Raw genomic sequence first — 24,428 nt, 5'->3', positions numbered from 1 at the left:
GAATCGATGAGGTATGTTAGGATAAGTCTAGTTGTATAGGAAATGAAAAAGTTGTCGAGATGAAAGACATCAGTGAAGATCATAAACCGCGCCAACACTGGCTTGGCCTTATGGCAAAGGCACCGACGGGGCGCGTTGCAGGCCTGTTGGACAAGGCTGTGACGCGCCCTGCGTTTACATGGCTGCGTGCGCCCGAGGTGGGCAGCACCATGGTGCGCGCCCGCGCCGGTGCGACGGGTGGGCCGTTTAATTTAGGCGAAGTCACCGTAACGCGCTGTGCGCTGACCCTTGCCACAGGCGAGGTTGGTTATGCCTACATTCAAGGGCGTAGCAAGACCGATGCCGAAGCCGTGGCGGTGGTGGACGCTCTGATGCAAACGACGGCCGCGCCGACGTTGCAAACCGCGGTGTTGGATGTGCTTGAGACAGAACAGAATGCCAAACGCGCCGCCCGCGCCGCCAAAGCCGCCGCCACAAAGGTTGATTTCTTTACGATGGTACGAGGAGAAGACTGATGCAGGCAGAGACCCTTGCCCAAACTCTGGGCGGCGGATTCGCCGACCCTGCCATCGCCTCAGCGGCCGCGTTCCGTCAGGTGATGGAAGCAATGGCGCGGCCAGGTACAATCTACACAATCACCGGTGCCGCACCGCCTGCGCCGCTCTCCCCTGCGACGGGGGCGGTTTTGTTGACCCTGTGTGACCCTGATACCCCAGTGCATCTGGCCGGGGCGCTAGATTGTGATGCGGTGCGTGCTTGGGTCGCTTTTCATACAGGCGCGCCTGTTGTTGGGCCGTCCCATTGCATGTTTGCAGTCGGCGCATGGGCAGACCTTTTGCCGATAAGTGCATATCAAATTGGCACCTCGCAATACCCTGATCGCTCTGCCACGCTGATCGTTCAGGCAGAGCGGTTAGAGCAGGCTGGCGCCATTTTGTCGGGCCCGGGCATTAAGGAAACGCACGCCTTGTCCTTGCCTGAAATTGAGGTGTTTCAAAACAATGCAGGGCTTTTCCCCCTCGGTCTTGATTTCATCTTTACGTGCTGCGACCGCGTGGCGGCTTTGCCGCGTACGACAGTCGTTACGCAGAAAGGAGACGTCTGATGTATGTGGCTGTCAAAGGTGGGGAGCGTGCGATTGAGAACGCACATGCCTGGCTTGCCGAAGAGCGTCGCGGTGATACGTCCGTGGCCGAACTTAGCGTCGGGCAAATCCGCGAACAGCTGGCATTGGCCGTCAATCGCGTCATGGCCGAAGGGTCGCTTTACGATCCTGACCTAGCTGCGTTGGCAATCAAACAGGCACGTGGCGATCTGATTGAGGCGATCTTTCTGGTACGGGCCTATCGCACCACGCTACCCCGTTTTGGTGCATCTTTGCCGGTCGATACGGGTAAGATGGCCTGTGATCGGCGCATTTCTGCGACCTTCAAAGACCTGCCCGGCGGGCAAATTTTAGGGCCGACGTTCGATTACACCCACCGTTTGCTGGACTTCAAACTGGCTGCTGACGGAGAAGTGCCCGAAGCCGCGACGCGCGAGGCGGCGGTGGGCGACGTTCCCCATGTGGCCGAATTCCTTAACCATGAAGGGCTGATCGAAGAGGCCGTACATGATGACACAACACCGCCAGACCTGACCCGCGAACCGCTTGAAATGCCTGCAGAACGCGCGTTGCGTCTGCAGGCGCTTACCCGCGCAGACGAAGGGTTCACGCTGGGCATGGCCTATTCGACACAGCGTGGTTATGCGCGCAATCACGCCTTTGTAGGGGAATTGCGCATCGGTGCTGTACCAGTTGAGCTGGACATCCCCGAGCTTGGGTTCAGCATTGAGATTGGCGAGGTCACGCTGACCGAATGCGAAACCGTCAACCAGTTCACAGGCTCAAAATCTGAGCCGCCCCAGTTCACGCGTGGCTACGGGTTGGTCTTTGGTCAAACCGAACGCAAAGCGATTTCAATGGCGCTGGTCGATCGGGCGTTACGTTGGGAAGAGCTTGGCGAAGAAGACGAGGGCGCCCCCGCTCAGGATGCTGAATTTGTTCTGTATCATGCGGACAATATTCAGGCGACGGGTTTCCTTGAGCATATCAAATTGCCTCACTACGTCGATTTCCAAGCTGAATTGGAACTGGTGCGCAGGTTGCGCGAGGAGGCGGGTGCAAGCATTGTGCAGGAGGCTGCAGAATGACCCCTGATACCGTCGTTTTTGACATCGGCGGCGTGCTGATCGATTGGCAGCCGCATTTGGCATGGGCCGATGAGATGGACACCGCAGCAGCGCATGCGTTCATGGATCGTATTGCATTCGAAAAGCTCAACCTTGCCTGTGATGCGGGGGCCACGTTTGCCATGGCTGCATCGCAAATTTCGGATCCTGATGATGCGGCGCGGCTTGCCCGATATGTTGAGCGGTACCAACACACGGTCCCAGCCAAGATCACTGGCACTTGGGACATTCTCCATACCCTGAAGAACGCCGGTACGCCTGTTCATGCGATCACCAATTGGTCCGCCGAAACATGGCCCGAGGGCTGCAAGGCGCATCCCGAGCTGTTGGAGGTCTTCAACACAATTGTCGTGTCCGGTGAAGTTGGCGTCATCAAACCCTCAACCGAAATCTACACCCTTTTGTGCCACCGCGCAGACATCGCGCCAGAGCGGTGCGTGTTCATTGATGATGGTCTGCACAATTGCATCGGTGCGCGGGCAGCAGGGATGGATGCGATCCATTTCACCGGTCCCGACGCCTTGCGCAAAGACCTTGAGGCAAGGAGCTTGCTATGAGCGATTACAACTTCGCCTATCTGGACGAACAAACAAAGCGCATGATCCGCCGCGCGATCCTCAAGGGGTTGGCGATCCCCGGCTATCAGGTGCCGTTTGCCAGCCGCGAAATGCCGATGCCTTATGGTTGGGGCACGGGCGGGGTGCAGGTGTCTGCGGCGGTGATGACGCCGGATGACCGGTTCAAGGTGATTGACCAAGGGGCGGATGATACGACCAACGCCGTGTCCATACGCACGTTTTTTGAACGCACCGCCGGGGTGGCCACGACAACAAACACGTCTCAGGCCACCGTTATTCAGACCCGTCACCGCATCCCCGAAGAGCCGCTAAGTGAGGGCCAGATCCTTGTCTATCAAGTGCCAATCCCCGAGCCTTTGCGGTTTCTGGAACCTCGCGAAAGCGAAACACGCAAGATGCACAGTCTCGAGGAATACGGCCTGATGCATGTGAAGCTCTATGAGGACATCAGCCGCCATGGCCATATTGCCACGTCCTATGATTATCCCGTCAAGGTCGAGGGACGTTATGTGATGGATCCATCCCCGATCCCGAAATTCGACAACCCCAAACTTGGGGATATGGCGGCGATCCAACTGTTTGGGGCAGGCCGCGAGCAACGTATTTATGCGCTACCGCCATACACACAGGTCGTGTCGCTTGATTTCGAAGATCACCCATTTGAGGCCTCCAAACCGGATCACCCCTGCGCAATGTGCGGGGCGGAAAACAGCTACCTCGACGAAGTGATCACCGACGACGCGGGCGGACGCATGTTTGTGTGTTCAGACACAGATTTCTGTGAGTCTAGACAAGCCGCAGGCTACACCGGCACGATGAACGGAAAGGACGCGGCATGAGGGCACTTGACGTGGCAGTGCAGACCAAGACCCGTGACCCAATCCTCGCGCCTGTTGGCACCTTCACATCGCAGGTCAAGGTCGCGGATTTGCGCGTGACGGGGGGGCGCATCTTATCGGTCGCAATCGATGCGGACGTTGAGTTGTCCGCAGCCTTGATCGAGCCTGTGGGAAGCAGCGTCACGCTTCATTACGATCTCATCGAAAATCAAGGCGGCCACTATCCGGAGGCTTCCTTTAGGGTGCGCGATACGCCCCACACGCGCGCCGCAAATGACCTCGCGTGCGCGAGCCGCGATATTGCTCTGACTGCAGGTGGCGGCCGTGCTGGGATCGAAGCTTTGATCGCCGAAGCCGAGGCAAGGTTCAGTTACGGACACCCTGAAAAGCGCTTTACCGACGAAAAGGATGCTGTGCCGTATCTGTCGTGTGGATTGACCGAAGGGCCTTGCGTGGACATCAACACTTATCTTGTCGCAAGCCTGCGTTCCGCTGGATATGACGCCGCTTATTTCTACGGGTATTTCTTCCCCAAAGAACGAGATGGCATGACGGATGACGGTCATTGTTGGGTGGTGACACGCAACAGTGACGAGATCCTAGAGTGGGACATCGCCCACCATATCAAGGCCGGACTTGGCCCAACCCGCGCTAGTCTGAATCCACGACCCGGCGAAAGGGTCGCGGTGACGCATTCGATGGGACACCGTTACAACATTGCGGGCCGGCAGATCGACATCAAAATCCTAGGCGAACCTTTGCAGATCCCAGCAAGCGGACAGCCCATAGATGTTTCATTGACAGCCCACCTGTCACGGGTCGCCCCGAAACAACCCAGAAAAATTGAGGGTGAGTGATGAAAAAAACTGACGCATGTGATCTCGGTTCCAAGGGCCCAGCTACGGTCACCCCTTTGCTTTCGGTCCAAGGGATAACAAAATCTTACGGCCACCATATTGGCTGCAAGGATGTGGGGTTCGACCTTTATCCCGGCGAGGTCATGGGGATTGTTGGGGAAAGCGGGTCAGGTAAATCCACTTTGCTGAACTGTATGGCGGGACATCTTGTTCCCGATGCAGGTGAAGTGGTGTTCGATACGCAAACGGACGGACCGCGCGATACGGTCACGATGTCAGAGCCCGAACGGCGCATGTTGTCGCGTACCGATTGGGCCTTTGTGCATCAACATGCCCGTGACGGGTTGCGAATGGGCGTCAGTGCGGGCGGCAATGTGGGCGAACGCCTAATGGCCGTTGGCGAACGTCATTATGGCGACATTCGCGCCAAGGCGACCGATTGGCTTGGTCGCGTAGAAATTGACGCCACCCGTGTCGATGATCGCCCCACGACGTTTTCTGGCGGGATGCAGCAGCGCCTTCAAATTGCCCGCAATCTGGTGACGGGGCCAAGGTTGGTGTTCATGGATGAACCCACGGGCGGGCTTGATGTGTCTGTTCAGGCGCGGCTGCTAGATCTGTTGCGCGGGTTGGTGCGCGATATGGGGCTGTCGGCGATTATCGTGACCCATGACCTCGCCGTGGTGCGCCTGCTGGCGGATCGTTTGATGGTCATGAAAGACGGCCATGTGGTCGAGGCAGGTCTGACCGATCAGGTGCTGGATGATCCCCAGCACGCCTATAGCCAACTTCTTGTCAGTTCTGTGTTGCAGGTGTGAAAATGATAGACCTTATAAACGTGTCCAAGACCTTTACGCTACACAATCAAAGCAGTGCGGTAATTGAGGTCATCAACGATGTGTCATTGTCCGTGGGGCTCGGCGAATGCGTGGCGCTGACTGGTGCTTCTGGTGCTGGCAAATCGACGCTGATGCGGATGATCTATGGCAATTACCTTACGCAGGCCGGGCAAATCCTGATCGGTGGAACCGACGTGGTGCAGGCTGAACCGCGCGATGTTATCGCTTTGCGCCGTGAAACGCTTGGCTACGTGAGCCAATTCCTTCGGGTCGTGCCGCGTGTGCCGACGTTGGATGTGGTCGCCGAACCGCTGCGCGCCGTGGGTGCCAGCGCGACAGATGCGCAGGCCCGTGCCAAAGAACTGTTAGCCAAACTCAATATCCCACAGCGGCTTTGGTCCTTGTCACCCACAACCTTTTCGGGCGGTGAACAGCAACGCGTGAACATCGCACGCGGCTTCGCCCACCCTTATCCAGCGATGCTGCTTGATGAACCAACGGCCAGCCTTGATGCCGCCAACCGCGAGGTTGTTTTGTCCTTGATCGAAGAGGCCAAAGCCCGAGGTGCTGCTATCATCGGCATATTTCACGATGAAGCCGCCCGCGTCCGTGTCTGCGACCGTGAAATCGACGTTAGCCAATTTACGCCCGGAATTGCGGCATGAAAAACGGGCGCCTCATAGCGGTTGTCGGCCCGTCCGGTGTAGGCAAGGACAGCGTCATGGAAGGGCTCGCCGCGGCAGATCCATCGCTGCACCTAGTGCGGCGCACGATTACCCGCGCGCCGGAATTGGGCGGCGAGGACTATGATGCCGTCAGCGTGGCAGAGTTCGAAGACATGGCGGCTCGTGGGAATTTTGCCGTTCACTGGGGTGCCCATGACTTGCAGTACGGCATTCCCGTGTCCATCCAAACTGTGCTGGCGGGCGGTCAAGATTGCCTCGCTAATTTTTCACGCACCGCGTTGGCCGCAGGTGACGCGGCCTTTGCGCATTTCTGTGTCCTCAACATTACTGCACGCCCTGAGACACTTGCCGCGCGTCTGGCAGCGCGGGGCCGCGAAAGCGACGCACAGATTGCGAAACGTCTGGCGCAAGCGAGCAAACCATTGCCATCCGAGTTGAAGGTAATGACGGTCAGTAATGACGGCGCGCTCGATGCAACAATCGCGCAAGCCCTGTCGCTTCTTCAATCCGTGAGAGCGTAGCGTTGGATAAGTTCAAATTGCCCATCAGAACGCTCACCGCACAAGGCGATGCTGTTGATCTCATAGCGCTCCGCCAACGGTGGCAAGTGCGTTTGCGCTGTGGTCATCCACGCGGTGCGATCCGCCTCGGGCAAACGCCCACTCAGCGTGAGGTGAAAGCGGAAATCCTCAAGCACATAGGGGTAGCCCCAGTTCAGCATCAGCGCCTCTTGTCGCGGGCTCAGCCCTGCGCTGCGACGTCGCGCCATTTCCGCCTCGGACGCAGGGGCGCGAAAAGTATCGAGGTCGCGCACACATGCGCTGGCGACCCTTTCCAGCGCGGTCAGATTACCCGTCGGGGTCAACGCCAAAAAACCGCCCAATGTGGTCAGCTGCAAGCCACCGCTTTGTGCAGGCGCACAGCGCCCAGCCAAATCCGCGGCCGCAGCCTGCAGTTCATCGAGTGTATGACGCTCCGCCAGCCGAAACGGCGGCTTCAACGTCCCGTGAAAGCCGTACTTTCGCGGTGTCATCGTAATGTCATCCAAATCGGGCACATCTGCCTGACGAGTGACCCGGCCTGTCCGAACATCCCAGCCCAACCAAGCCGCCCCGAAACTGGCCAATGCGTCGTCGATCGGCGCGTCATAAATTGCGAAACGAGTGTATGTCATGAATTATCCTCTTAGACCTGAAGCTATGGACCACTCTGATGACACTTCTATGTCAGATGACCTTTGCCTCGCCAATGCGCGTCTGGTCTTGCCGGATCACTTTCTGACAGGATCGATAACGATTGAGCAAGGCGTGATAACTGAAATTCTCGAAGGCGATCATAGGCCAAGCGGTAGCTTGGATTGCGCTGGTGATTTCGTCATGCCCGGTCTGGTCGAATTGCACACCGACAACCTAGAGCGCCATATGGAGCCGCGCCCCGAAGTGGATTGGCCGCACTTGCCTGCACTGATCGCCCATGATGCGGAATTGGCATCAGTCGGGATCACCACCGTGTTTGACGCCTTGCGTGCTGGGTCCATCCATTCCGGAAAAGGGCGCTATATTGATTATGCGCGCGCGGTTGCCGACGAGCTTTTGGCGGCCCGCGCCCAAGGTGTTTTCAAGATCAGCCATTTCCTGCACCTGCGCGCAGAGATTTGTTCGGAAACCCTTCTCGAAGAATTGGCCCGTTTCACCCCCGATGACCGTGTCGGGATCGTTAGCCTGATGGATCACACCCCCGGTCAACGGCAATTCCGCGACCTGACGGCCCTGCGCACCTATGTCGCCAAGAAGCGTGGGATGGATGACAACGACTTCGCTGAACACGTGGCAAACCTGAAAAGGCTGCAGGCCCAGTTTGGCGAAGCGCACGAAAAGGGTGCCGTGACAGAAGCCAAGCGGCTGGGCGCGGTTTTGGCCAGTCATGATGATACGACCCAAGATCACGTTGTGACGAGCCACAACAATGGCGTTGGCTTCGCAGAGTTTCCGACCACGCGCGAGGCTGCGTCAGCCTGCCGCGACCACGGTATTGCGGTCATGATGGGCGCGCCCAACGTCATCCGCGGCGGGTCCCATTCGGGCAACGTCGCCGCAATGGAGCTGGTCAAAGCGGACCTGCTGGATATTCTATCGTCTGACTATGTGCCGGGTGGGTTGTTGATGTCTGCCTTCCGCATCGCGGATGTCTGGGACGATCTGCCACGCGCGATTGCCACAGTGACACGCACCCCCGCACTGGCGGCAAGGTTGTCGGATCGTGGTAGCCTGCAAACAGGTCTTCGCGGTGATGTCTTGAGGGTGAATAACACCCAAGGCACCCCGGTGTTGCGTGGCGTTTGGGCAAAGGGCGCACGCGTCGCCTGACACGCGGTCTTCGCGGCGTAAAGTCTGTCATTTATGGGCCTGCGACGTCGCCTTCCTGTTACATCTTCATGTTTTTCTCCCGCGGGGACTAGGCGGCATCAAGCGCGCTTTGACCCTCGAATTGATAGGAAAGAGACATGACCGTTCGCACGCTACTAACTACATCTTCACTCGCTTGTTTTGCGCTGCCAGCCTACGCACAAGACATGAACTTCAACCGGATTGCGTCGTTTCAAGTCGCTGATAACCTGCCAGAGGCCGAAGAAACATCTGCCGAGATCATTGCAGCTACCGCCGACGGCATGACGCTGGTCTATACCGACAGCCCCGGCGCCTCGATTGGCTTCATCGATATCACTGACCCGACAAATCCTGCCCCCCTTGGCGTGTTTATGCCGGATGGAGAGCCCACATCAGTTGCCGTGATCGGGAACTATGCGCTTGCGGGCGTGAATACTTCCGCCAACTACACAGAGCCATCGGGCTTTCTGGTTGAGATCGACGTAGCCACACAGCAGGAAGTCGGGCGCTGCGATCTGCCCGGTCAGCCTGACAGTGTCGGCATCGCACCTGACGGATCTTTCCTTGCTGTTGCGATCGAAAATGAGCGTGACGAAGACCTTGGCGATGGCCGCGTCGGCCAGCTGCCTGCGGGTTCCGTCGTTATGGTTGATCTGACAGCCGGAGGCCTGATCGCGTGTGACACCGCCCGCATCGCTGATGTGACCGGCCTTGCCGATATCGCGCCAGAAGATCCTGAGCCGGAATTCGTATCAATCAACGCGGAAAACGAAGTCGTCGTCACGATGCAGGAAAACAACTACATCGTTGTGCTGTCTTCCGCGGGCGAAGTGCTGAGCCACTTTTCCGCCGGTGAAGTGACGCTGGAAGGCGTTGATACAGAAGAAGAGGGCGCGTTGGTGTTCGACCAGACGATCACTGTCCCGCGCGAACCCGACAGCATCACATGGATCGACAACACCCATTTCGCCATGGCCAATGAGGGCGACATGGACGGCGGATCACGCGGCTGGACCATTTTCAGCCAAGACGGCGACGTTGTGTATGACAGCGGCGTATCCTTCGAACATGCGATCATTTCGCTAGGCCACTACCCAGAAGAACGCTCTGGCAACAAAGGCGTAGAACCCGAAAGCGTTACGTTTGATGTCTTTGGCGGCACGCCTTACGTCTTTGTCGGCGCGGAGCGATCCTCCATCGTGGGTGTCTATGACATCACCGATCCCGCCGCCCCTGAATTGACCCAGCTCTTGCCATCGGGCATCGGGCCAGAGGGCTACGTGACAATCCCAGAACGCAATTTGCTGATCTCAGCCAACGAGGTCGATGATGCGGGCGCGCGCGCTCATGTCATGCTGTTTGAATACCAAGAGGCCGCGGCGACTTATCCGCATCTGACCTCGGTAGGTATGGATGAGTTGACAGGCTGGGGTGCAATCTCTGGTCAGGTCATGGCCGACGACGGAACGATCTTCGCTGTGTCTGACAGCTTTTATGGCATGCAGCCCACGATCTTTCATATCGACGTGTCGCAAACTCCGGCTCAGATCGTAGGCGCAATCCGCGTGACCCGCGAAGGTCAGCCTGCGCAGTTGATCGACATGGAAGGCATTGCGCTGGACGGCGACGGCGGCTTCTGGATCGCCTCTGAGGGTCGCTCTGACCGCTTGGTGCCCCACGCGATTTATCACGTCAGTGCAGATGGCGCGATTGAGGATTATATCGCGCTGCCAAATGAATTGCTCGCCGTTGAACGCCGCTTTGGGTTTGAAGGTATCACGCGTGTGGATGACATGCTCTATGTCGCCGTGCAGCGCGAATGGCGCGATGATCCGGCAAACCACTCTAAGGTTCTCGGTTACAATCTGGAAACCGAAGAATGGTCGGTGATCCACTACGCCAAGAGCGAGCCGGCAACGGGTTGGGTCGGCCTGTCAGAAATCGTCGCACATGGTGATTTCATGTATTTCATTGAACGCGACAACCAGCATGACACGCGCGCCGTGACCAAGATCATCACCAGCGTGCCGATGTCGGCAATGGAGGGCATGGTCGCACTTGGTGAAACACCCGCGGTGCTGGAACCTGAGCTGGTTGTAGATCTGTTGCCCTATCTGACATCCACGGGTGGTTATGTCCTCGATAAGGTCGAAGGTCTGGCTATCGCGACCGACGGCACGATGTGGGTTTCCACGGACAACGACGGTGTAGATGATCATTCGGGTGAGACGATGTTTTTCCCCGTCACCATGCAATAACGCATCGCATCACGATATCGATGGGCCCCGCCGCAGTTTGCGCGCGGGACCCTTTTTGGGAATTCGAAGGCCCGTACCTATTTTTGGCGTCGAGCGGACCTCGGCTATTGATTGGGCCGCATCGGGTTTGAGGCAATCGTTAAGTCGCAGCGTCCCCAGGCCAAGGCCGACATCTTTCAGCGCGAAACGATTTTAATCTATTCATCACAGGCTTTGAGAGGAAGGATTTGAGACACGCTAGTTCTGCCCCCTGCAAGATCCGTCCCCCAGCAGGGTAAGGGCAGTCTTGGTTACACGCTAAGGAGCGGATTTGAATGGCTGCTATGTTGAATTCGGTTCCGCTCAATAAACGGCGGCGCTTCAACTGCGAACAAATGCTGCGTCAGCGAAAGCCGTACCTGCAATAGGCAGCTTCGTCCGCATTGCGGCCGTCCATCTACGCTAAATGCTGCATTTGCCCGCCAATGTCCGCTTCGGGGAAGCTGCAGCGCAGCGTCGAGCTTCAACGCCAAGGTCCGCTAAGGGCCGTTTCTTTGAGAGCCATTTGTGGCTTATCCCCGAACCGGACATCGGTGCGCTGCGCAGCATCAGTGACAATGGGCTCCTTCCGGACCTTCGCTGCTTTTGCACATCTTGTGATATACAGGGCTGTCAACGTCTGGTTGCCGCTGTGGGAGGGAATGGTGGATCGGAGGATCTATCATGCAAACACCAAACTTACCGGCCATTCGTGCGCTTCGACCCGCTTGGAACAAAGGACGTATAGTCGGTCAAAAGCTTCCGCTAAAGCCCAAGCATGTTTGGGAAATCCGCGTGCGGCTCGAGTTGGCCGAGAACCATCGCGACCTTGCTCTGTTCAATTTGGCTATCGACAGTAAATTGCGCGGCTGCGATCTGGTCCAAATGAAAGTCGTGGACGCAATGGCGTCAGGGCAGATCAAAGCGCGTGCATCCGTAATGCAAAGCAAAACCCAAAAAACGGTTCGGTTGAAATTTCGGAAGGCACGCGGGCATCGGTCGTGAAGTGGATGGAAGACCCCGTGATGGTCGGGTCCGAATTTCTCTGGCCAGGCCGTTTCCACGAGCGCCTACACATCTCAACGCGTCAATATGCTCGGATCGTGCGGGACTGGGTTGGGTCCATCGGTTTGGAAGTTACAGCTTTCGGTACGCATTCAATGCGACGGACGAAGGTCACACAAATCTATAAGAAAACGGGCAATTTGCGTGCTGTTCAGCTTTTGCTGGGTCACACCAAGATGGACAGTACAGTGCGATATCTTGGCGTTGAACTCGAAGATGCCTTGGCAATATCGGAAGCCATTGAAATCTAAACCTTCGGGCCGTTCGTAAGGGACGGCCTAAAGCTGCCGTTGGCCGGTGTGGTCAATGCTGCGTCGCAGCTTCTCCAAAGCGGACATTGATCTGTTGCACGGCAAGATTTGTATGCCGAAGTCTGTTTTGTGAAATTTGGGGCCGTTAGCAGCTGTGGAGCCAGTGACAGATGTTAGCGCCCAACGACAGTCATCAAGTTGCGTGTTTCGAAATCATTGGCAGCTTGTTCTGCCTTGTCGTTGACCGAATGCAAAGCGGTAGATCGTGTCCAATGTTACGAGATGGGTCGGTCGAGCGGTGAGAACGCGGGTTTTCAGGTCCTTGATATGCATATGCTTTCTGGTCTTTGCATTTCTTGTTGCGTAAGTTTCGCGTCATGCTCAACGCGCTGCAACCACGGATCATTGCCATCATCGCATTCTTAGCGGTAGTCGCAGGTGTGTCTATGACGGTTGGCTGGTTTGGGTACTTGTCAGCTCTTGATCAACTGCGGCAGCGGGGGCAATCGGATTTGGCGTTGGCGTCGGATCGGTTGACTGGTGAATTCGGGCGCTACCGAGAACTGGCAGTTTTGATGGCCGATCATCCGGTTGTAGCGGCTAAGGCTGCTGGGGATGATGCTGATGTGACCGCTCTGTTGCGCCGGATCACCGACAAGACCGGAAGCCTGGATGTTTTGGTGGTGGCGCGGTCCGGGATTGAGCTTGCTTCAGCTTCAGGCAGCGGCGCGCAAAACCATCAAAGGCAGCCTTATTTCGAAAGGGCGCTAGACGGAGCGCTGGGACACTATCACCTTTTGCATGATCGATATGGTCAACGCACGTTCTTGTTCGCAGCGCCTATCTTTTCGCCCGAGGGCCCCGTCAACGGGGCGGTAATTGTGGTCGTGGATGTGGATGCGGTTGAAGCGCTCTGGCGGGGGGATCGGCCCACAGTGTTTTTTACCGATGAACTCGGCGTGTCGTTCATTTCTAACCGTTCTGAACTTGTGTTTATGGTGCGCGAGTCGTCCCGTGCGATACACACCGCAAGTGCGGAATTTGCTCCGGATATCCTTAAGCCATTCCTCGAATACGAGGCCCTTGATAGGCGCGGGATGCAGCTTTGGTCGGTGCAGGGACAACGCTATGTGCCGCGTACGGCACTGCATTTATCGCTACCTCTGCCGGTGATCCAAATGACCGGTGAGGCTTTGCTGGATGTGGCCCCTGCTAAATTGATTGCTCGCTTACAGGCGGGCGTCACCGCCGCAATCTGTCTGGCCTTTGGCGCGCTGCTATTTCTCGCTACCGAGCGTCGCCGCACCCTGGCTCAGGCCAATGTCAAACTCGAATCCGCAGTGCATTCGCGCACGGCTGAACTGTCGGACATTAACGAAGAATTGCGCCATGAGGTGGTCGAGCGGATCGCCACCGAAGCGCAGTTGAAAAAAGCGCAGAGCGATCTGGTACAGGCGGGCAAACTGTCGGCCCTTGGCCAAATGTCGGCAGGGATCAGTCACGAACTGAACCAGCCACTGATGGCCATTCGTAGCTATGCTGAAAACGCTGAAACCTTTCTAGAACGAGGGAACGTCGACGTTGCGGGACAGAACCTTGGCCGTATCACGGAACTCGCCCGCCGAATGGGGCGGATCATTCGCAACCTACGGGCCTTTTCCAAACAAGAAAACCACGGGATGACGGATGTGGACCTCTGCGCTGTGGTTGAGGCCGTGATTGAGATTTCGCATTCGCGTGCGCAGTCGGAAGGTGTTGGCCTCATCTGGTCACCGCCAGAAGGGGCATTGATGGTGCGCGGTGGCGAAGTGCGTTTGCAACAAGTGGTGCTAAACCTTTTGAGCAACGCGATGGATGCGATGACAGGCCAAGACAACGCCAAAGAAGTGGAGATCACAGTCGAGCGAAACGGAACACGGGTGGATTTAGGCGTTTGCGACTCTGGCCCTGGACTTGTCGAGCCGGACCGCATTTTCGATCCCTTCTATTCCACCAAACAGCTGACGCCCGACGGGCAAGGGCACGACGGCATGGGCTTGGGCCTGTCGATATCTTACGGGTTGGTGCAAAGTTTTGGCGGCGATATTACTGGCCATAATCGAGAAACTGGAGGGGCCGTATTCACTATGACACTGGACGCTGCTGTCGTAGAGGAGGACGCCGCATGAGCCGGAATGTCTTGATCGTGGACGATGAGCGCGATGTCCGCGTGGCCTTGGGGCAGACGGTTGAACTCGCCGGGGGAAATGCGATTTTAGCAGGCTCGTTCATTGAAGCCAAAGATCACATTGATCCCGAGTATGATGGGATAATCGTGACCGATATCCGTATGCCGGGTAAGGATGGGTTTCACCTTCTGGATCATGCCCAAAAGGTTGACCCAGACCTGCCCGTGGTTTTGTTGACCGGCGAAGGTGATGTCCCCATGGCGATCAAGGCCATGTCGAAAGGAGCTTACGGGTTTCTGGAAAAGCCCTGCGGGCCCAAGGATTTCATGGCAGTTGTTGAAAAGGCGTGGAAGGCGCGCTCCATCATTATGGAGAACCGCCAGTTGAAGCTTGAGCTTGATAAAGGAGATGCCGCCGCACGAATGCTGATCGGTGTGTCAGAGCGCGCCGATGCTCTGCGCGCGCGTGTGCGGGCGGTTGCGCGGACCAGCGTCGAGGTGCTTATCACTGGCGAGCCTGGAACTGGCATGCCAAAAGTTGCGGAAGTGATCCACTTGTTGTCTGGCGCGGCGAGTCGCCCATTCGTCAAGCGGGCCGCGGCTCAATTGTCGGCTGATGATCTGTCCCAAGTGCTGGCCGAAGCTAAAGATGGCACGCTTTATCTGGATGAGGTCACGGCGCTCGCGCCAGCTGTTCAATTTGCCTTATTGGAAACGCTTGAAGCGGGGTGTGCAGTGCGCGTGTTGTCAAGCACGACGCGCGACATCAAGCAGGACGTGGCCGAGGGGCGGTTTCACATGGATCTGTTTTACCGTCTGGATCTGATGCATTTGCTTGTTCCATCATTGCGAGAGCGGCCGGAGGATATTCCCGTCCTATTTCGGCATTATGTGGCACAGGCCTGCGAGCAAGCGAACCTGCCAGAGCCCGCAATTACGCAAGATGTGATTGCTTGGTTGATGGCGCAAGACTGGCCTGGAAACGCGCGAGGGTTGATGAATACCGCCATGCGTTTTTCGATGGGAATGGGTGAAGAGGGAATAATGTCCCCGCAGGATGAAGGGTTGGGACTGGCCGAGCAGATGGCACAAGTGGAACGCTCATTGTTGATCGAAGCATTGCAGCGCACTATGGGACGATCTGGCGAGGCCGCGGAAGTCCTGAAACTGCCGCGCAAAACGTTTTACGACAAGCTGGCCAAACACCGAATCAAGCCGGAAGCCTTTCGACAGTAAGCTGAATGAATGTGCGGAAATCCGCACAAATGCGTTCTAATTAGTGTGGCAAACCACCTAATTGAAACGTGACCCATCAGCTGTATCGCCATTTTTATAATTTAAAACATGAAGATACCTTATCCTACAGGAATAGCTTTCTAGCGGGCAAAAAACCGCGTTTGTTAATCCCGTGGTCAACCCGGGAGGGGTGGACCGATTCCAATTCCTTGGGAGGAAACCGATGAAATTTCTTATGAACGCGGCAAGCATTGCTGCTTTGACACTGTCCGCTGGTGCGGCATTTGCTGACACAATGGGCTGCGACGGCGACGAAATTGTTGTTAAGTTCGCACACGTAACAAACACAGACCGCCACCCAAAAGGCATCGCGGCATCTTTGCTGCAAGAACGTGTAAACGCTGAGATGGACGGCACGATGTGCATGGAGGTCTTCCCGAACTCCACGCTGTATAATGATGACCAAGTTCTCGAAGCGATGCTTCAGGGTGACGTTCAGCTGGCTGCTCCATCTTTGTCCAAGTTTGAAGCATTCACGCGTCAGTTCCGCATTTTCGATCTGCCGTTCATGTTCGCAAACATCGACGCGGTTGATGCGTTCCAAGCGTCTGACGCTGGTCAGGCCATGCTGGATTCCATGCAACGCCGTGGTCTTCAGGGTCTTGGTTACTGGCACAACGGCATGAAGCAGATGTCAGCGAACGTTCCACTTGAGCTGCCAACAGATGCAGACGGCCTTAAGTTCCGCGTTCAGAACTCTGACGTTCTGGTTGCGCAAATGGAAGCAATGGGCGCATCCCCACAGCCAATGGCGTTTTCCGAAGTTTACGGTGCGCTGCAAACTGGCGTTGTGGACGGCCAAGAGAACACATGGTCCAACGTTTGGGGTCAGAAGTTCTTTGAAGTTCAGGACGGCACCACACAAACAGATCACGGCGTTATCGACTATCTTGTCGTGACATCTGTTGACTGGTTGGACAGCCTTGACGCGGACACACGCGATCAGTTCCTGACGATCCTCGATGAAGTTACGGTTACTCGTAACGCTGAATCTTTTGCTGTGAACGAAGAAGCAAAAGAATCCATCATCGCAGCGGGTGGCGTTGTACGCCAGCTGACAGACGAGCAGCGCTCTGCTTGGATTGAAGCAATGAAGCCTGTTTGGGACCAGTTCGTTGACGATGTAGGTCAGGAAAACATCGACGCGGCGCAGGCGATCAACGCAGCACTGTAAACGATAGCCGGTGGCGATGCGCGGTGTTCTTCGGAACACTCGACGCAACGCTTGCCAGTAAATTGGGGTCGGCCGCAGATGTGGCCGGCCCCTCTTAAAAGGGGAGGACGCTATGTCTGGGGCATATAAGCCGAAGGGTCGCGTTGGGGCGATCGTTCACACGCTAGAAGAAAGCATCATTGCGTTGTTGTTGGGACTGATGACCCTCGTGACGTTTGTTAACGTCGTTTTACGTTATGGATTTAACAGTCAGCTGATCTGGGGTCTTGAGGTCACGCTCGTCCTGTTCGCGTGGCTGGTTTTGTTTGGTATTTCTTACGGTTTCAAGATTGTGAGCCACCTTGGGGTTGATGCTGTTCTGAATATCGTTGGGCCAAAACCGAAGCGCATTATGGCTGTTGTCGCTGCGCTCGTTTGTATTTTCTATGCAGTGTTATTGATGAAAGGTGCTTGGGATTACTGGGCACCATTTGCAGGGCTTGATGCCACATCTGGACGTTGGTTCCCCACAGGTTTTGAAAGCTCTCGTGATCAAGGCTGGTATGAAACCGACCACGTTCCGATCCCATTTGCCCAAACCTGGCTCGAGAACACGTTCAACCTTGGCGAAGAATACGAAAAGATGCCGCGCCTTGTTCCTTACGCAATCGTTCCGTTTGCAATGGCACTGATGCTGTACCGCCTTGTGCAGGCCTTGGTGCGCGTTGTGCGTGGAGAGATTGATACGCTGATCGTCAGCCATGAAGCGGAAGACGACGTAAAAGAAGCAGGCGAAAGCCTGACTTGGGAGGAATAAGCAATGGATGTTGCAATTCTATTTGGCATGGTGATTGCCTTCCTTGCGATCGGTGTTCCGATTGCTGTGGCACTTGGCCTGTCGTCAACGCTGTTCTTGTTGGTGTTGTCTGACAGCTCGCTCGCCAGCGTCGCGCAGTCGCTGTATCAGGCGATGGCGGGGCACTACACGCTTCTGGCCATTCCGTTCTTCATTCTGGCGTCGTCGTTCATGTCGACGGGTGGCGTGGCACGGCGCATCATTGATTTCGCGATTGCAGTTATCGGACACGTGCGCGGGGGCCTCGCGATTGCGGGGGTTCTAGCGTGTATGTTGTTTGCGGCTTTGTCCGGATCGTCCCCTGCGACGGTTGTGGCTGTTGGGTCCATTGTGATCACGGGCATGGTAAAGTCGGGTTATTCCAAAGATTTTGCGGCCGGCGTTATTTGTAACGCTGGGACACTTGGTATCCTGATCCCGCCAAGCATCGTGATGGTTGTTTATGCCTCTGCCACGGATGTGTCCGTTGGTCGGATGTTCCTTGCCGGTGTAATCCCAGGTCTTCTGGCTGGTTTCATGCTTATGGTGACGATCTATGTCATCGCGCGCATCAAGAACCTGCCAAAGGGTGAATGGCTTGGTTGGTCCGAGATTTTCTCAACCATCCTGACCGCGTCTTGGGGCTTGTTCCTGATGGTTGTCATCTTGGGCGGCATCTACGGAGGTGTGTTCACACCAACCGAAGCTGCGGCGATTGCATCTATCTATGCGTTCATCGTGTCGATCTTCATCTACCGTGACATGGGTCCACTTAAAGGGCGTCCTTGGCTGCAAAAAGACGAGGAAGATTCTGGCCTGTTGGGTATGCGAATTTGGGGTTTCACGCTGGTGACGCTGATCCTTTATGGCGTTGGCTGTTTCGTCATGGACCTCCCGATGTCGATCGCGCTTTGGGCGGCTGGGATTTTCCTTGTGGTTGCCCTGATCCTTGGTGCGTTGATGGCGCAGGCGGTGAAAGAGGGCTGGGAGATGCTTTTGGCCGTTGGCGCAGTGGCCGTGTTTGGTATTTTGCCGATGCTTGTCGCGCTCTGGAACGTATGGACATCCGACATTGGCGTGATCTTCCAGATCATTCAAAGTGTGATGGCCGTGATGTTGCTGTTGTTGCCACCTGCCGTGTTTGTTTTCGCGATGCTTCGGGCTGCGGAACGTCTGAACGTTTCGGGTGAAAGCTATGAACAGTCTGTCATGATCGGCGCAACTGCCATTCTGCGGTCCAACTTTGAGAACATCGTGATGGCCATTCCAGCACTTGTTCACAAAGACACCAAGCAGACCCTGCTTGAGGCCGGTAAGCTGACGATCATGTTGATGTTCATCATCGCCAACGCTTTGATCCTGAAGCATGTTCTGACGGATGAGCAAATCCCGCAGCACATCACAGAAGCCATGCTGGCCGCTGGATTGGGACCGATCACGTTCTTGATTATCGTCAACATCATCCTGTTGATCGGTGGCCAGTTTATGGAACCATCCGGCTTGATCGTGATTGTCGCACCATTGGTGTTCCCGATTGCCATTCAGCTTGGGATTGATCCGATCCATTTGGGCATCATCATGGTGGTAAACATGGAGATCGGGATGATCACACCTCCTGTTGGCCTCAACCTGTTTGTGACGTCCGGCGTGGCAAACATGTCGATGATGCGGGTCGTACGCGCTGCGCTGCCGTTCCTTGCGGTGTTGTTCGTGTTCCTAATCATGGTCACCTATATCCCGTGGCTGTCGACGGTCTTGCCAACGGCCTACATGGGACCAGAGATCATCACGAACTAAGCACATCGATCGAAACAGACTGGCGGCGCCCACCATGGTGCCGCCATTTCTTTTTGGATGTCTAAGGAACGCGTTTATTGGTTCTCGGTCTCGGTCTCGTGGTTAGGCAGAGCACTTCTTCGGCCGACAAACCATACACGTCGTTTGGACGCGTATCCCGCACTTTGGGGGTCCGTAGTATTGATCAATATGGGCTCTTTGCAGTCCTTCTCTGCACCTCGTTCAGATTTTTACGCTGAAGGTCCGCTTCTTCCTGAATTGACATCAAGTTTCTCACCTGCGGCGAAAGTCCGGTTACCGCCCATGCCGCGTTTCGCTGCGTAAGAAGCATAGGATAAGCAGCCATTGGGTAAAAAAGTCTCGAAAGTCCGTTTTGTCCGCTTAGCGGACCTCTAGCCTATCAAAATGCTGCGCACCTGCTCCAATGTCCGCTTTGGGGAAGCTGCGCCGCAGCGTCGAGAGCTTGCGCGAAAGGCAGCTATGGGCCGGTATTGCCGGAGCTAGGGAATGAATTCGGGGTCAGCAGAATGACAAGCTGCATCACATCTCGTATCAGAATATGGTTGATGTTAGTGGGATTGAAGCCGGATTATTCTATGACGATGTCAAACGACGATGAACTGCGCACACTTCAGCAAGACGTTCAGCGCTTGCTGGGGAGGTGCATGTTCCGGCTACAACAATATGAGCGGTTGATCAAAGCCATGTTGGCGGAACATAAGCTCTCGGGGCCGATGGATGCCTTGGAGCAAGCACGGTCCGCGCAGTTTGACCGCACAGCCACTAAGACGCTTGGTACCGTGGTCGGCGAACTACTTGGATCGTATGTTGTTGCTGGTGAAAACAGCTCCAACGACGAGGCGAAGACTAACTCCCCTGAGAACGTCAATTGGTTCGCGATGCAGATAAAGCTTGTCTTACCGGCCGCAGAGTTCGTCCAGGTCGAGAGTGAACTGAGAGAATTGGTGCGTCTGCGGAACAATCTGGTTCACCACTTTACCGATCAAAACGACATTTGGAGCTCGGATGGTTGCCGTGGCGCGCAAGAAAAATTGATCTCAGCATATACCCTCATTGACCGGCATTTTGGACAACTTAAGCAATGGGCTGACACAATGGTGAAAGCGCGGCAGGCGATGTCTGAGGTCTTGCAGTCAGAAGCGATCATCGACTTCTTCGACAACGGCAATTCCCCCGATGGAAAAGTAAATTGGGAGGCCTCTGACATCGTCAGCGCCTTGCGAGAAGCATTCTATGCGTTGGCTGTGGATGGGTGGGCATCTGTCACTGAGGCTGGGAGTTGGGTAGCCAAGCGGTACCCTGAGCAACTACCTGCCAAGTATGGATGCGGAAGTTGGCGGCAGGTCGTGCATGAGACACCCGTCTTAGAAATTCGGCGTCTGGAAAGGGATGGTCACCTCACACCTTGCTATCGGGAAAAGGTGAGCGTCGAGAAATCAAGTTGAATTACTTCGACTTCTATCGAGGCGCAGATGCATGTGAACGATCTTGTTGAAAGATCAATCCAGCGATCAGAATAGTGCGAGAACTTAGCGTTCCGGCGGGACGCGCCAATGTCCGCAATGATGGGCCGCTTTGCAGCATAAAATTGATTTGTTCACTGGCCGGTTTGGGCCGAACAAACTATTCCAAGTAGCTACCCAGCGTCAAACTGGACACAGCCTTCGGAAGCTGCGCCCACTCCTGTCAAGGGAGACCACCGTGACTGCACCTACTAAAGCTGAAATAATAGAACTCGTTAGTAAACGCTCCAGAAATCGGATCAAAGGCAGCGTACGGCTCGTTATGCCAGACACCGCAACGCTCTATGTGGATGAAACTGGAGCAATAGAGAGTGATCAGGTCGCTGACATTACTCTGACAGCCGACGTTCGAGTGTTCTACGACATAGCAATGGGTTCGAAGAGCCCTGCTAAGGCGTTCATGATGCGCCAGTTAAAAGTTGATGGAAATCCGATGAAGGCGCTCAAAATTGGAGAGGTTTTGAGCACCCAAGAATAGAATATCTGGTTTGGGGAAGCTGCGCTGAAGCTACTTACATCGATGCCAATGTCCGCTATGGGCCGGTTGCGAGCCTTAACTCAACATAGCCTCGATGTCTCGACGCAGATATAGCTGACCGAAGTTCTCTCCGTTTGGTCTAAACGGCATCACGCCCGTTGCCTTCAACTTTAGAAGAAGCGCGTTCCGCGGCTGACCGAATTCGTTCATCATAGTCGTGGTGGTAAGAAACCTTTGATGAGGTGAACGTTTTGCCATCACCGCGCGAGACGTCATGCCAACGACCAACAGTTTGCGAATGTAGCGATCACCCTTCTTCGTAAACTTGCCCAATCGTTCCTTTCCTCCGCTGGACTTGTTGAGAGGGGTTAGCTAGAGCCAAGCGGCAAGGTCACGACCTGTTCGGAACTGTTGGGCATCGCCGATGGTCGCAACAATCGCAGTTGCCGTGATTGGGCCAATGCCCGGCATGCGCATCAACCTGCGTGCATCAGAACTCGAAAGAGCGTGCTGCTGAATCATCTTGGATTATCCTGCAATACGTTCGTTCAATCCAATGAACTGATAGCACTGCATACCAAGCATGCCGTTGGCGATATCGGGCATGTCTGGTTGATCACCGTCGAGATGGCGCGTTGCAAAGGCAGTTACCGCCTCAACGCCTAAGGGTAAAATATGTCCGAATTCGCGCAGCAAATTACGGATCATATTGGCCAACTGTGTACGCTGCCTAACGGTGAGGTCGCGGGTGCGATGGATCGAGAGAACGGCCTGTTGGTCCTCCGTTTTGATTTCGACAAACCTCATCGTTGGCCGTCTGACAGCTTCGCAAATTGCCTCCGCATCAACCGCATCTGTCTTGCCGCGTTTAACATAAGGCTTAACGTAGTTTGCGGGCATCAACCTTACATCGTGACCGTGCTTGCGCAAAGTGCGTCCCCAGTGATGGGACGACCCACAGGCTTCTATACCGACTATGCAGGCGGATAAATTCTCGAAGAACGCGAGCAACTTTGCGCGTTTGATTGCCTTGTTAAAGATCACGCGACCGTTCTCAGAAATACCGTGAACTTGAAAAACATCCTTGGCCAAATCGAGGCCGACTGTCTTTACTGACATTGGGTGGCTCCTTTCCTAACAGTTGATAGTAACTGCATTGTGGCACATTCGATGCCGGTGGAGCAGGAGCCACCCACCTCATCCGTTTTGGGCCGTGAGCATCCGCTGACTGCGGGTGTCCGTTTGATGGATGCTGCAGAACAGCTGAAGTCTGCTTCGAGCCCAGTGTACATGATGCTGCAAAATGCTTGGGTGACCGGAACGCGACGAAAGCGGTAAGTTGTCGCGATGAAGACTGCACAATACTGCCATCAGTACCGATCTTAGGTCGTAGCGGTACAGCCCGTTTAACAGACGCATAAATGCGTTGGAAAACTCTAGCAATCAACGTCGATTATCGTGCCCACTTTGACCGATGCTGCAGCGTGCGCCAATGTTCGGTCTACGGAAAGCTCGAAACCATACCCAGAATGAATAGTCGGAGCGCGTTAACCTACTAAACCAGCTGTTTCTTCAATGCAGGCTTTAGCGCATGAAGTCACATCTTTGCCTCGGCACCGCCCGTAACCCACGTTTTTGCCTTTTCTCCCAGCGCTTGGAACTTTGCTGAGGCGTTGTCGATCTTGGCTTCCCATTCCGGGTTCGGCGCCTGACCGTCTGTCACTTTGAAAAAGGCTTGAAGCAGGCAGGCAATGGCAAACGGTTCGATTACCGCGACCTTCACGGCCCACGCGAACAGCAAAGCAAAAACCATACCACCAGCTGACCAAGCACCGGGCATGACGTAAACAATAGCCGCTGCCGGTGCCAACATTATAAGAAATACGATAATCGAGAGACCCCAAGTAAACAGCGTCAGCCATGCCGCGTTTTTCATCATGGGTTTGGCGTTTTGCCCATATAGAACCAATGCCTCTTTTGCCGAGGCATAAGGGTTTTCGGAGCGGGTGCGGATACCATGGGCCAAAATAACTTCATCAATCAAGCCAACCGCCAATCGCAAATAGGCCCGCACAATTGCCATGATTTTATCTAATCCAGGAATGGGCAAGATGGACAACAATCCCTGCACAAGCCCCGTGATCGCTTTGATTACCCCTTTGATCAACTGATCGACAGCAAACAAGACGGACGCCTCGCCGAAACGATCCGTGATGATGGTTTTAGCGTATGAGATTTGTCCCTTTCCTTTTGGCAATTCGCGCCCATCCAAAGCTTCGACCATAACTGCAATGTGACCTGCCTTGACGACGTAGAGGAGGTACTCACGCATCAGATAGATCACCCCAGCAGTTGCCCCGAGACCGATTGCGCCGCCCCAAGCTGTGGCGCTGACGCGAAAATCTTCGTCTCCGAAGCCACCAACGCCATAACCGATGCCAGCTCCTGTTCCTGTAACAAGAACATAGGCCATAGCGATGCCGAAATAGACGGCGATGCGGAATATCAGAAAGGGCGCCGTTTTGCGCATTAGGCCAAATGCCGTAGAAAAGTTGAAATCCCACATATGATTATCCTTACTTAAAAATGTTATTGGTTATTGGGCAGCACAGGGGTCTTCGCCGTATTGTTCTTGGTTATGTACGCTAATGTAACCTTGCGCGCCAACGGCACTGGCTTGGACCGATTCAGGGCCTGTCGCATAGACAATTAGGAAAGCGTTTTCGTAACAAATCCCTTGTTGCTCCTCTAAGACGACAGGAGTCCGATCCGTCATAAATAGATCAAATGCTGCTTGCGCCAGATCAGCGTCTTCGAGCTGGAAATCACAGTAAGAATTGTAAGACATGTCCGTGCGCCAAACATTCGCAGTGACAGTCACCGGTGCACCTTCGGTTCCAAGATAAGCGCTTCGTTCCGTCACGCTATTCCAAGAAATGTCAGGTCTTTGCCCTTCTGCCGCGTAGTCATGGGCGGTGGTCACAAGGACGCAGGCCTCCATCACTCCGGCAATGTTTTCCGCAGTTTCGAGGGCTGTTTGTGCATGAGACGTCGTGGCAAAACACACCAGGCTGGCGGCCATGGCCACAGGGCGCAGGATGTTGAAAATCGTCATGATTTGTCCAATCTAAATAGTGAGGTCGGTGGT

At 55.3% G+C, this 24,428-nt stretch carries 22 protein-coding genes and 2 pseudogenes; 19 read left to right on the top strand and 5 right to left on the bottom strand.

Annotated elements, in window-relative coordinates; all coding sequences use genetic code 11:
* Positions 1-59 precede the first annotated feature (59 nt).
* The 9 genes from phnG to phnN are packed head-to-tail and all read left to right on the top strand — an operon-like array spanning position 60 to position 6,552.
* Positions 60-515, top strand: a complete 456-nt coding sequence (gene phnG / locus OSB_RS12390; RefSeq protein ID WP_049835291.1) for a phosphonate C-P lyase system protein PhnG — start codon at positions 60-62, stop codon at positions 513-515.
* Complete coding sequence (gene phnH / locus OSB_RS12385; RefSeq protein WP_049835290.1) at positions 515-1,105, top strand: phosphonate C-P lyase system protein PhnH; 591 nt, start codon at positions 515-517, stop codon at positions 1,103-1,105. Before phnG ends, phnH begins: the two co-directional genes overlap by 1 nt.
* The gene (locus tag OSB_RS12380; protein WP_049835289.1) at positions 1,105-2,193 is read left to right on the top strand and encodes a carbon-phosphorus lyase complex subunit; all 1,089 of its coding nucleotides are present in this window, start codon (positions 1,105-1,107) and stop codon (positions 2,191-2,193) included. Before phnH ends, OSB_RS12380 begins: the two co-directional genes overlap by 1 nt.
* Positions 2,190-2,789, top strand: coding sequence for an HAD family hydrolase (locus tag OSB_RS12375; RefSeq protein WP_049835288.1), 600 nt, complete (start codon positions 2,190-2,192; stop codon positions 2,787-2,789). The genes OSB_RS12380 and OSB_RS12375 overlap by 4 nt, the downstream gene beginning before the upstream one ends.
* Entirely contained in the window at positions 2,786-3,649 is an 864-nt protein-coding gene (locus OSB_RS12370) for an alpha-D-ribose 1-methylphosphonate 5-phosphate C-P-lyase PhnJ (RefSeq protein ID WP_049835287.1), read from the top strand. The genes OSB_RS12375 and OSB_RS12370 overlap by 4 nt, the downstream gene beginning before the upstream one ends.
* Entirely contained in the window at positions 3,646-4,506 is an 861-nt protein-coding gene (locus tag OSB_RS12365; RefSeq protein WP_074202305.1) for a transglutaminase domain-containing protein, read from the top strand. The genes OSB_RS12370 and OSB_RS12365 overlap by 4 nt, the downstream gene beginning before the upstream one ends.
* Positions 4,506-5,324, top strand: a complete 819-nt coding sequence (gene phnK, locus OSB_RS12360; RefSeq protein ID WP_049835286.1) for a phosphonate C-P lyase system protein PhnK — start codon at positions 4,506-4,508, stop codon at positions 5,322-5,324. Before OSB_RS12365 ends, phnK begins: the two co-directional genes overlap by 1 nt.
* Positions 5,325-5,326: 2 nt before the next feature.
* The gene (phnL, locus tag OSB_RS12355) at positions 5,327-6,010 is read left to right on the top strand and encodes a phosphonate C-P lyase system protein PhnL (protein ID WP_049835285.1); all 684 of its coding nucleotides are present in this window, start codon (positions 5,327-5,329) and stop codon (positions 6,008-6,010) included.
* Positions 6,007-6,552 carry a phosphonate metabolism protein/1,5-bisphosphokinase (PRPP-forming) PhnN gene (gene phnN, locus OSB_RS12350; RefSeq protein WP_049835284.1) on the top strand — a complete coding sequence of 182 codons (546 nt, stop codon included), beginning with the start codon at positions 6,007-6,009 and terminating at the stop codon, positions 6,550-6,552. The genes phnL and phnN overlap by 4 nt, the downstream gene beginning before the upstream one ends.
* Here phnN and OSB_RS12345 read toward each other — a convergent pair.
* The gene (locus OSB_RS12345; protein WP_049835283.1) at positions 6,534-7,205 is read right to left on the bottom strand and encodes a DUF1045 domain-containing protein; all 672 of its coding nucleotides are present in this window, start codon (positions 7,203-7,205) and stop codon (positions 6,534-6,536) included. The genes phnN and OSB_RS12345 overlap by 19 nt on opposite strands.
* A 49-nt stretch (positions 7,206-7,254) precedes the next feature.
* Between OSB_RS12345 and OSB_RS12340 the strand changes: the two genes are divergently transcribed.
* The 10 genes and pseudogenes from OSB_RS12340 to OSB_RS12295 all read left to right on the top strand — a co-directional run bounded on the left by OSB_RS12340 (position 7,255) and on the right by OSB_RS12295 (position 21,280).
* A complete protein-coding gene (locus OSB_RS12340) occupies positions 7,255-8,397 on the top strand; it encodes an alpha-D-ribose 1-methylphosphonate 5-triphosphate diphosphatase (protein WP_049836157.1) in 1,143 nt (380 codons plus the stop codon).
* Positions 8,398-8,534: 137 nt separating this feature from the next.
* Positions 8,535-10,676 (top strand): esterase-like activity of phytase family protein, encoded by a 2,142-nt coding sequence (locus tag OSB_RS12335; protein ID WP_049835282.1) that lies wholly within the window; start codon positions 8,535-8,537, stop codon positions 10,674-10,676.
* Positions 10,677-11,378: 702 nt separating this feature from the next.
* Positions 11,379-12,010, top strand: a pseudogene (locus tag OSB_RS12330) (tyrosine-type recombinase/integrase).
* Positions 12,011-12,369: 359 nt separating this feature from the next.
* On the top strand, positions 12,370-14,178 hold the full coding sequence (locus OSB_RS12325) for a sensor histidine kinase (protein ID WP_327196179.1): 1,809 nt from the start codon (positions 12,370-12,372) through the stop codon (positions 14,176-14,178).
* A complete protein-coding gene (locus OSB_RS12320) occupies positions 14,175-15,413 on the top strand; it encodes a sigma-54-dependent transcriptional regulator (protein ID WP_049835281.1) in 1,239 nt (412 codons plus the stop codon). Before OSB_RS12325 ends, OSB_RS12320 begins: the two co-directional genes overlap by 4 nt.
* A gap of 223 nt (positions 15,414-15,636) precedes the next feature.
* Positions 15,637-16,647: a DctP family TRAP transporter solute-binding subunit gene (locus OSB_RS12315; RefSeq protein WP_049834606.1), complete on the top strand. Its 1,011-nt coding sequence runs from the start codon at positions 15,637-15,639 to the stop codon at positions 16,645-16,647.
* Positions 16,648-16,759: 112 nt separating this feature from the next.
* Positions 16,760-17,443 carry a TRAP transporter small permease gene (locus OSB_RS12310; RefSeq protein ID WP_049834605.1) on the top strand — a complete coding sequence of 228 codons (684 nt, stop codon included), beginning with the start codon at positions 16,760-16,762 and terminating at the stop codon, positions 17,441-17,443.
* Between the two features lie 3 nt (positions 17,444-17,446).
* Positions 17,447-19,258, top strand: coding sequence for a TRAP transporter large permease (locus tag OSB_RS12305; protein WP_049834604.1), 1,812 nt, complete (start codon positions 17,447-17,449; stop codon positions 19,256-19,258).
* A 596-nt stretch (positions 19,259-19,854) separates the two neighbouring features.
* Complete coding sequence (locus OSB_RS12300) at positions 19,855-20,724, top strand: OST-HTH/LOTUS domain-containing protein (protein WP_234967387.1); 870 nt, start codon at positions 19,855-19,857, stop codon at positions 20,722-20,724.
* Between the two features lie 256 nt (positions 20,725-20,980).
* On the top strand, positions 20,981-21,280 hold the full coding sequence (locus OSB_RS12295) for an SCP2 sterol-binding domain-containing protein (RefSeq protein ID WP_143831263.1): 300 nt from the start codon (positions 20,981-20,983) through the stop codon (positions 21,278-21,280).
* Positions 21,281-21,355: 75 nt separating this feature from the next.
* Here the strand turns inward: OSB_RS12295 and OSB_RS16865 are convergent.
* The 4 genes and pseudogenes from OSB_RS16865 to OSB_RS12280 form a co-directional block, all read right to left on the bottom strand.
* Positions 21,356-21,757, bottom strand: a pseudogene (locus OSB_RS16865) (transposase).
* Between the two features lie 51 nt (positions 21,758-21,808).
* Entirely contained in the window at positions 21,809-22,399 is a 591-nt protein-coding gene (locus tag OSB_RS12290) for an IS110 family RNA-guided transposase (protein WP_234967386.1), read from the bottom strand.
* 478 nt (positions 22,400-22,877) lie between these two features.
* Positions 22,878-23,846: a hypothetical protein gene (locus tag OSB_RS12285; RefSeq protein ID WP_049835279.1), complete on the bottom strand. Its 969-nt coding sequence runs from the start codon at positions 23,844-23,846 to the stop codon at positions 22,878-22,880.
* A 30-nt stretch (positions 23,847-23,876) separates the two neighbouring features.
* Positions 23,877-24,395: a hypothetical protein gene (locus OSB_RS12280; protein WP_049835278.1), complete on the bottom strand. Its 519-nt coding sequence runs from the start codon at positions 24,393-24,395 to the stop codon at positions 23,877-23,879.
* Between the last annotated feature and the right edge of the window lie 33 nt (positions 24,396-24,428).

Source organism: Octadecabacter temperatus (genome assembly GCF_001187845.1).
GTDB classification, from domain to species: domain Bacteria; phylum Pseudomonadota; class Alphaproteobacteria; order Rhodobacterales; family Rhodobacteraceae; genus Octadecabacter; species Octadecabacter temperatus.
Note: the sequence above shows the minus strand (reverse complement) of the source record. Positions and strands in the feature narration are given on the sequence as shown.

Excerpts from the sequence above, each read along its gene's own strand:
- OSB_RS12375 (WP_049835288.1), top strand. The coding sequence starts at position 2,190 with ATGACCCCTGATACCGTCGTTTTTGACATCGGCGGCGTGCTGATCGAT.
- OSB_RS12335 (WP_049835282.1), top strand. The coding sequence starts at position 8,535 with ATGACCGTTCGCACGCTACTAACTACATCTTCACTCGCTTGTTTTGCG.
- OSB_RS12310 (WP_049834605.1), top strand. The coding sequence starts at position 16,760 with ATGTCTGGGGCATATAAGCCGAAGGGTCGCGTTGGGGCGATCGTTCAC.
- OSB_RS12345 (WP_049835283.1), bottom strand. The coding sequence starts at position 7,205 with ATGACATACACTCGTTTCGCAATTTATGACGCGCCGATCGACGACGCA.
- phnK (WP_049835286.1), top strand. The coding sequence starts at position 4,506 with ATGAAAAAAACTGACGCATGTGATCTCGGTTCCAAGGGCCCAGCTACG.
- OSB_RS12300 (WP_234967387.1), top strand. The coding sequence starts at position 19,855 with ATGACGATGTCAAACGACGATGAACTGCGCACACTTCAGCAAGACGTT.
- OSB_RS12285 (WP_049835279.1), bottom strand. The coding sequence starts at position 23,846 with ATGTGGGATTTCAACTTTTCTACGGCATTTGGCCTAATGCGCAAAACG.
- OSB_RS12280 (WP_049835278.1), bottom strand. The coding sequence starts at position 24,395 with ATGACGATTTTCAACATCCTGCGCCCTGTGGCCATGGCCGCCAGCCTG.
- OSB_RS12365 (WP_074202305.1), top strand. The coding sequence starts at position 3,646 with ATGAGGGCACTTGACGTGGCAGTGCAGACCAAGACCCGTGACCCAATC.
- phnG (WP_049835291.1), top strand. The coding sequence starts at position 60 with ATGAAAGACATCAGTGAAGATCATAAACCGCGCCAACACTGGCTTGGC.
- OSB_RS12320 (WP_049835281.1), top strand. The coding sequence starts at position 14,175 with ATGAGCCGGAATGTCTTGATCGTGGACGATGAGCGCGATGTCCGCGTG.
- OSB_RS12315 (WP_049834606.1), top strand. The coding sequence starts at position 15,637 with ATGAAATTTCTTATGAACGCGGCAAGCATTGCTGCTTTGACACTGTCC.
- OSB_RS12370 (WP_049835287.1), top strand. The coding sequence starts at position 2,786 with ATGAGCGATTACAACTTCGCCTATCTGGACGAACAAACAAAGCGCATG.
- phnH (WP_049835290.1), top strand. The coding sequence starts at position 515 with ATGCAGGCAGAGACCCTTGCCCAAACTCTGGGCGGCGGATTCGCCGAC.
- OSB_RS12290 (WP_234967386.1), bottom strand. The coding sequence starts at position 22,399 with ATGTCAGTAAAGACAGTCGGCCTCGATTTGGCCAAGGATGTTTTTCAA.
- phnN (WP_049835284.1), top strand. The coding sequence starts at position 6,007 with ATGAAAAACGGGCGCCTCATAGCGGTTGTCGGCCCGTCCGGTGTAGGC.
- OSB_RS12305 (WP_049834604.1), top strand. The coding sequence starts at position 17,447 with ATGGATGTTGCAATTCTATTTGGCATGGTGATTGCCTTCCTTGCGATC.
- OSB_RS12380 (WP_049835289.1), top strand. The coding sequence starts at position 1,105 with ATGTATGTGGCTGTCAAAGGTGGGGAGCGTGCGATTGAGAACGCACAT.
- OSB_RS12340 (WP_049836157.1), top strand. The coding sequence starts at position 7,255 with ATGTCAGATGACCTTTGCCTCGCCAATGCGCGTCTGGTCTTGCCGGAT.
- phnL (WP_049835285.1), top strand. The coding sequence starts at position 5,327 with ATGATAGACCTTATAAACGTGTCCAAGACCTTTACGCTACACAATCAA.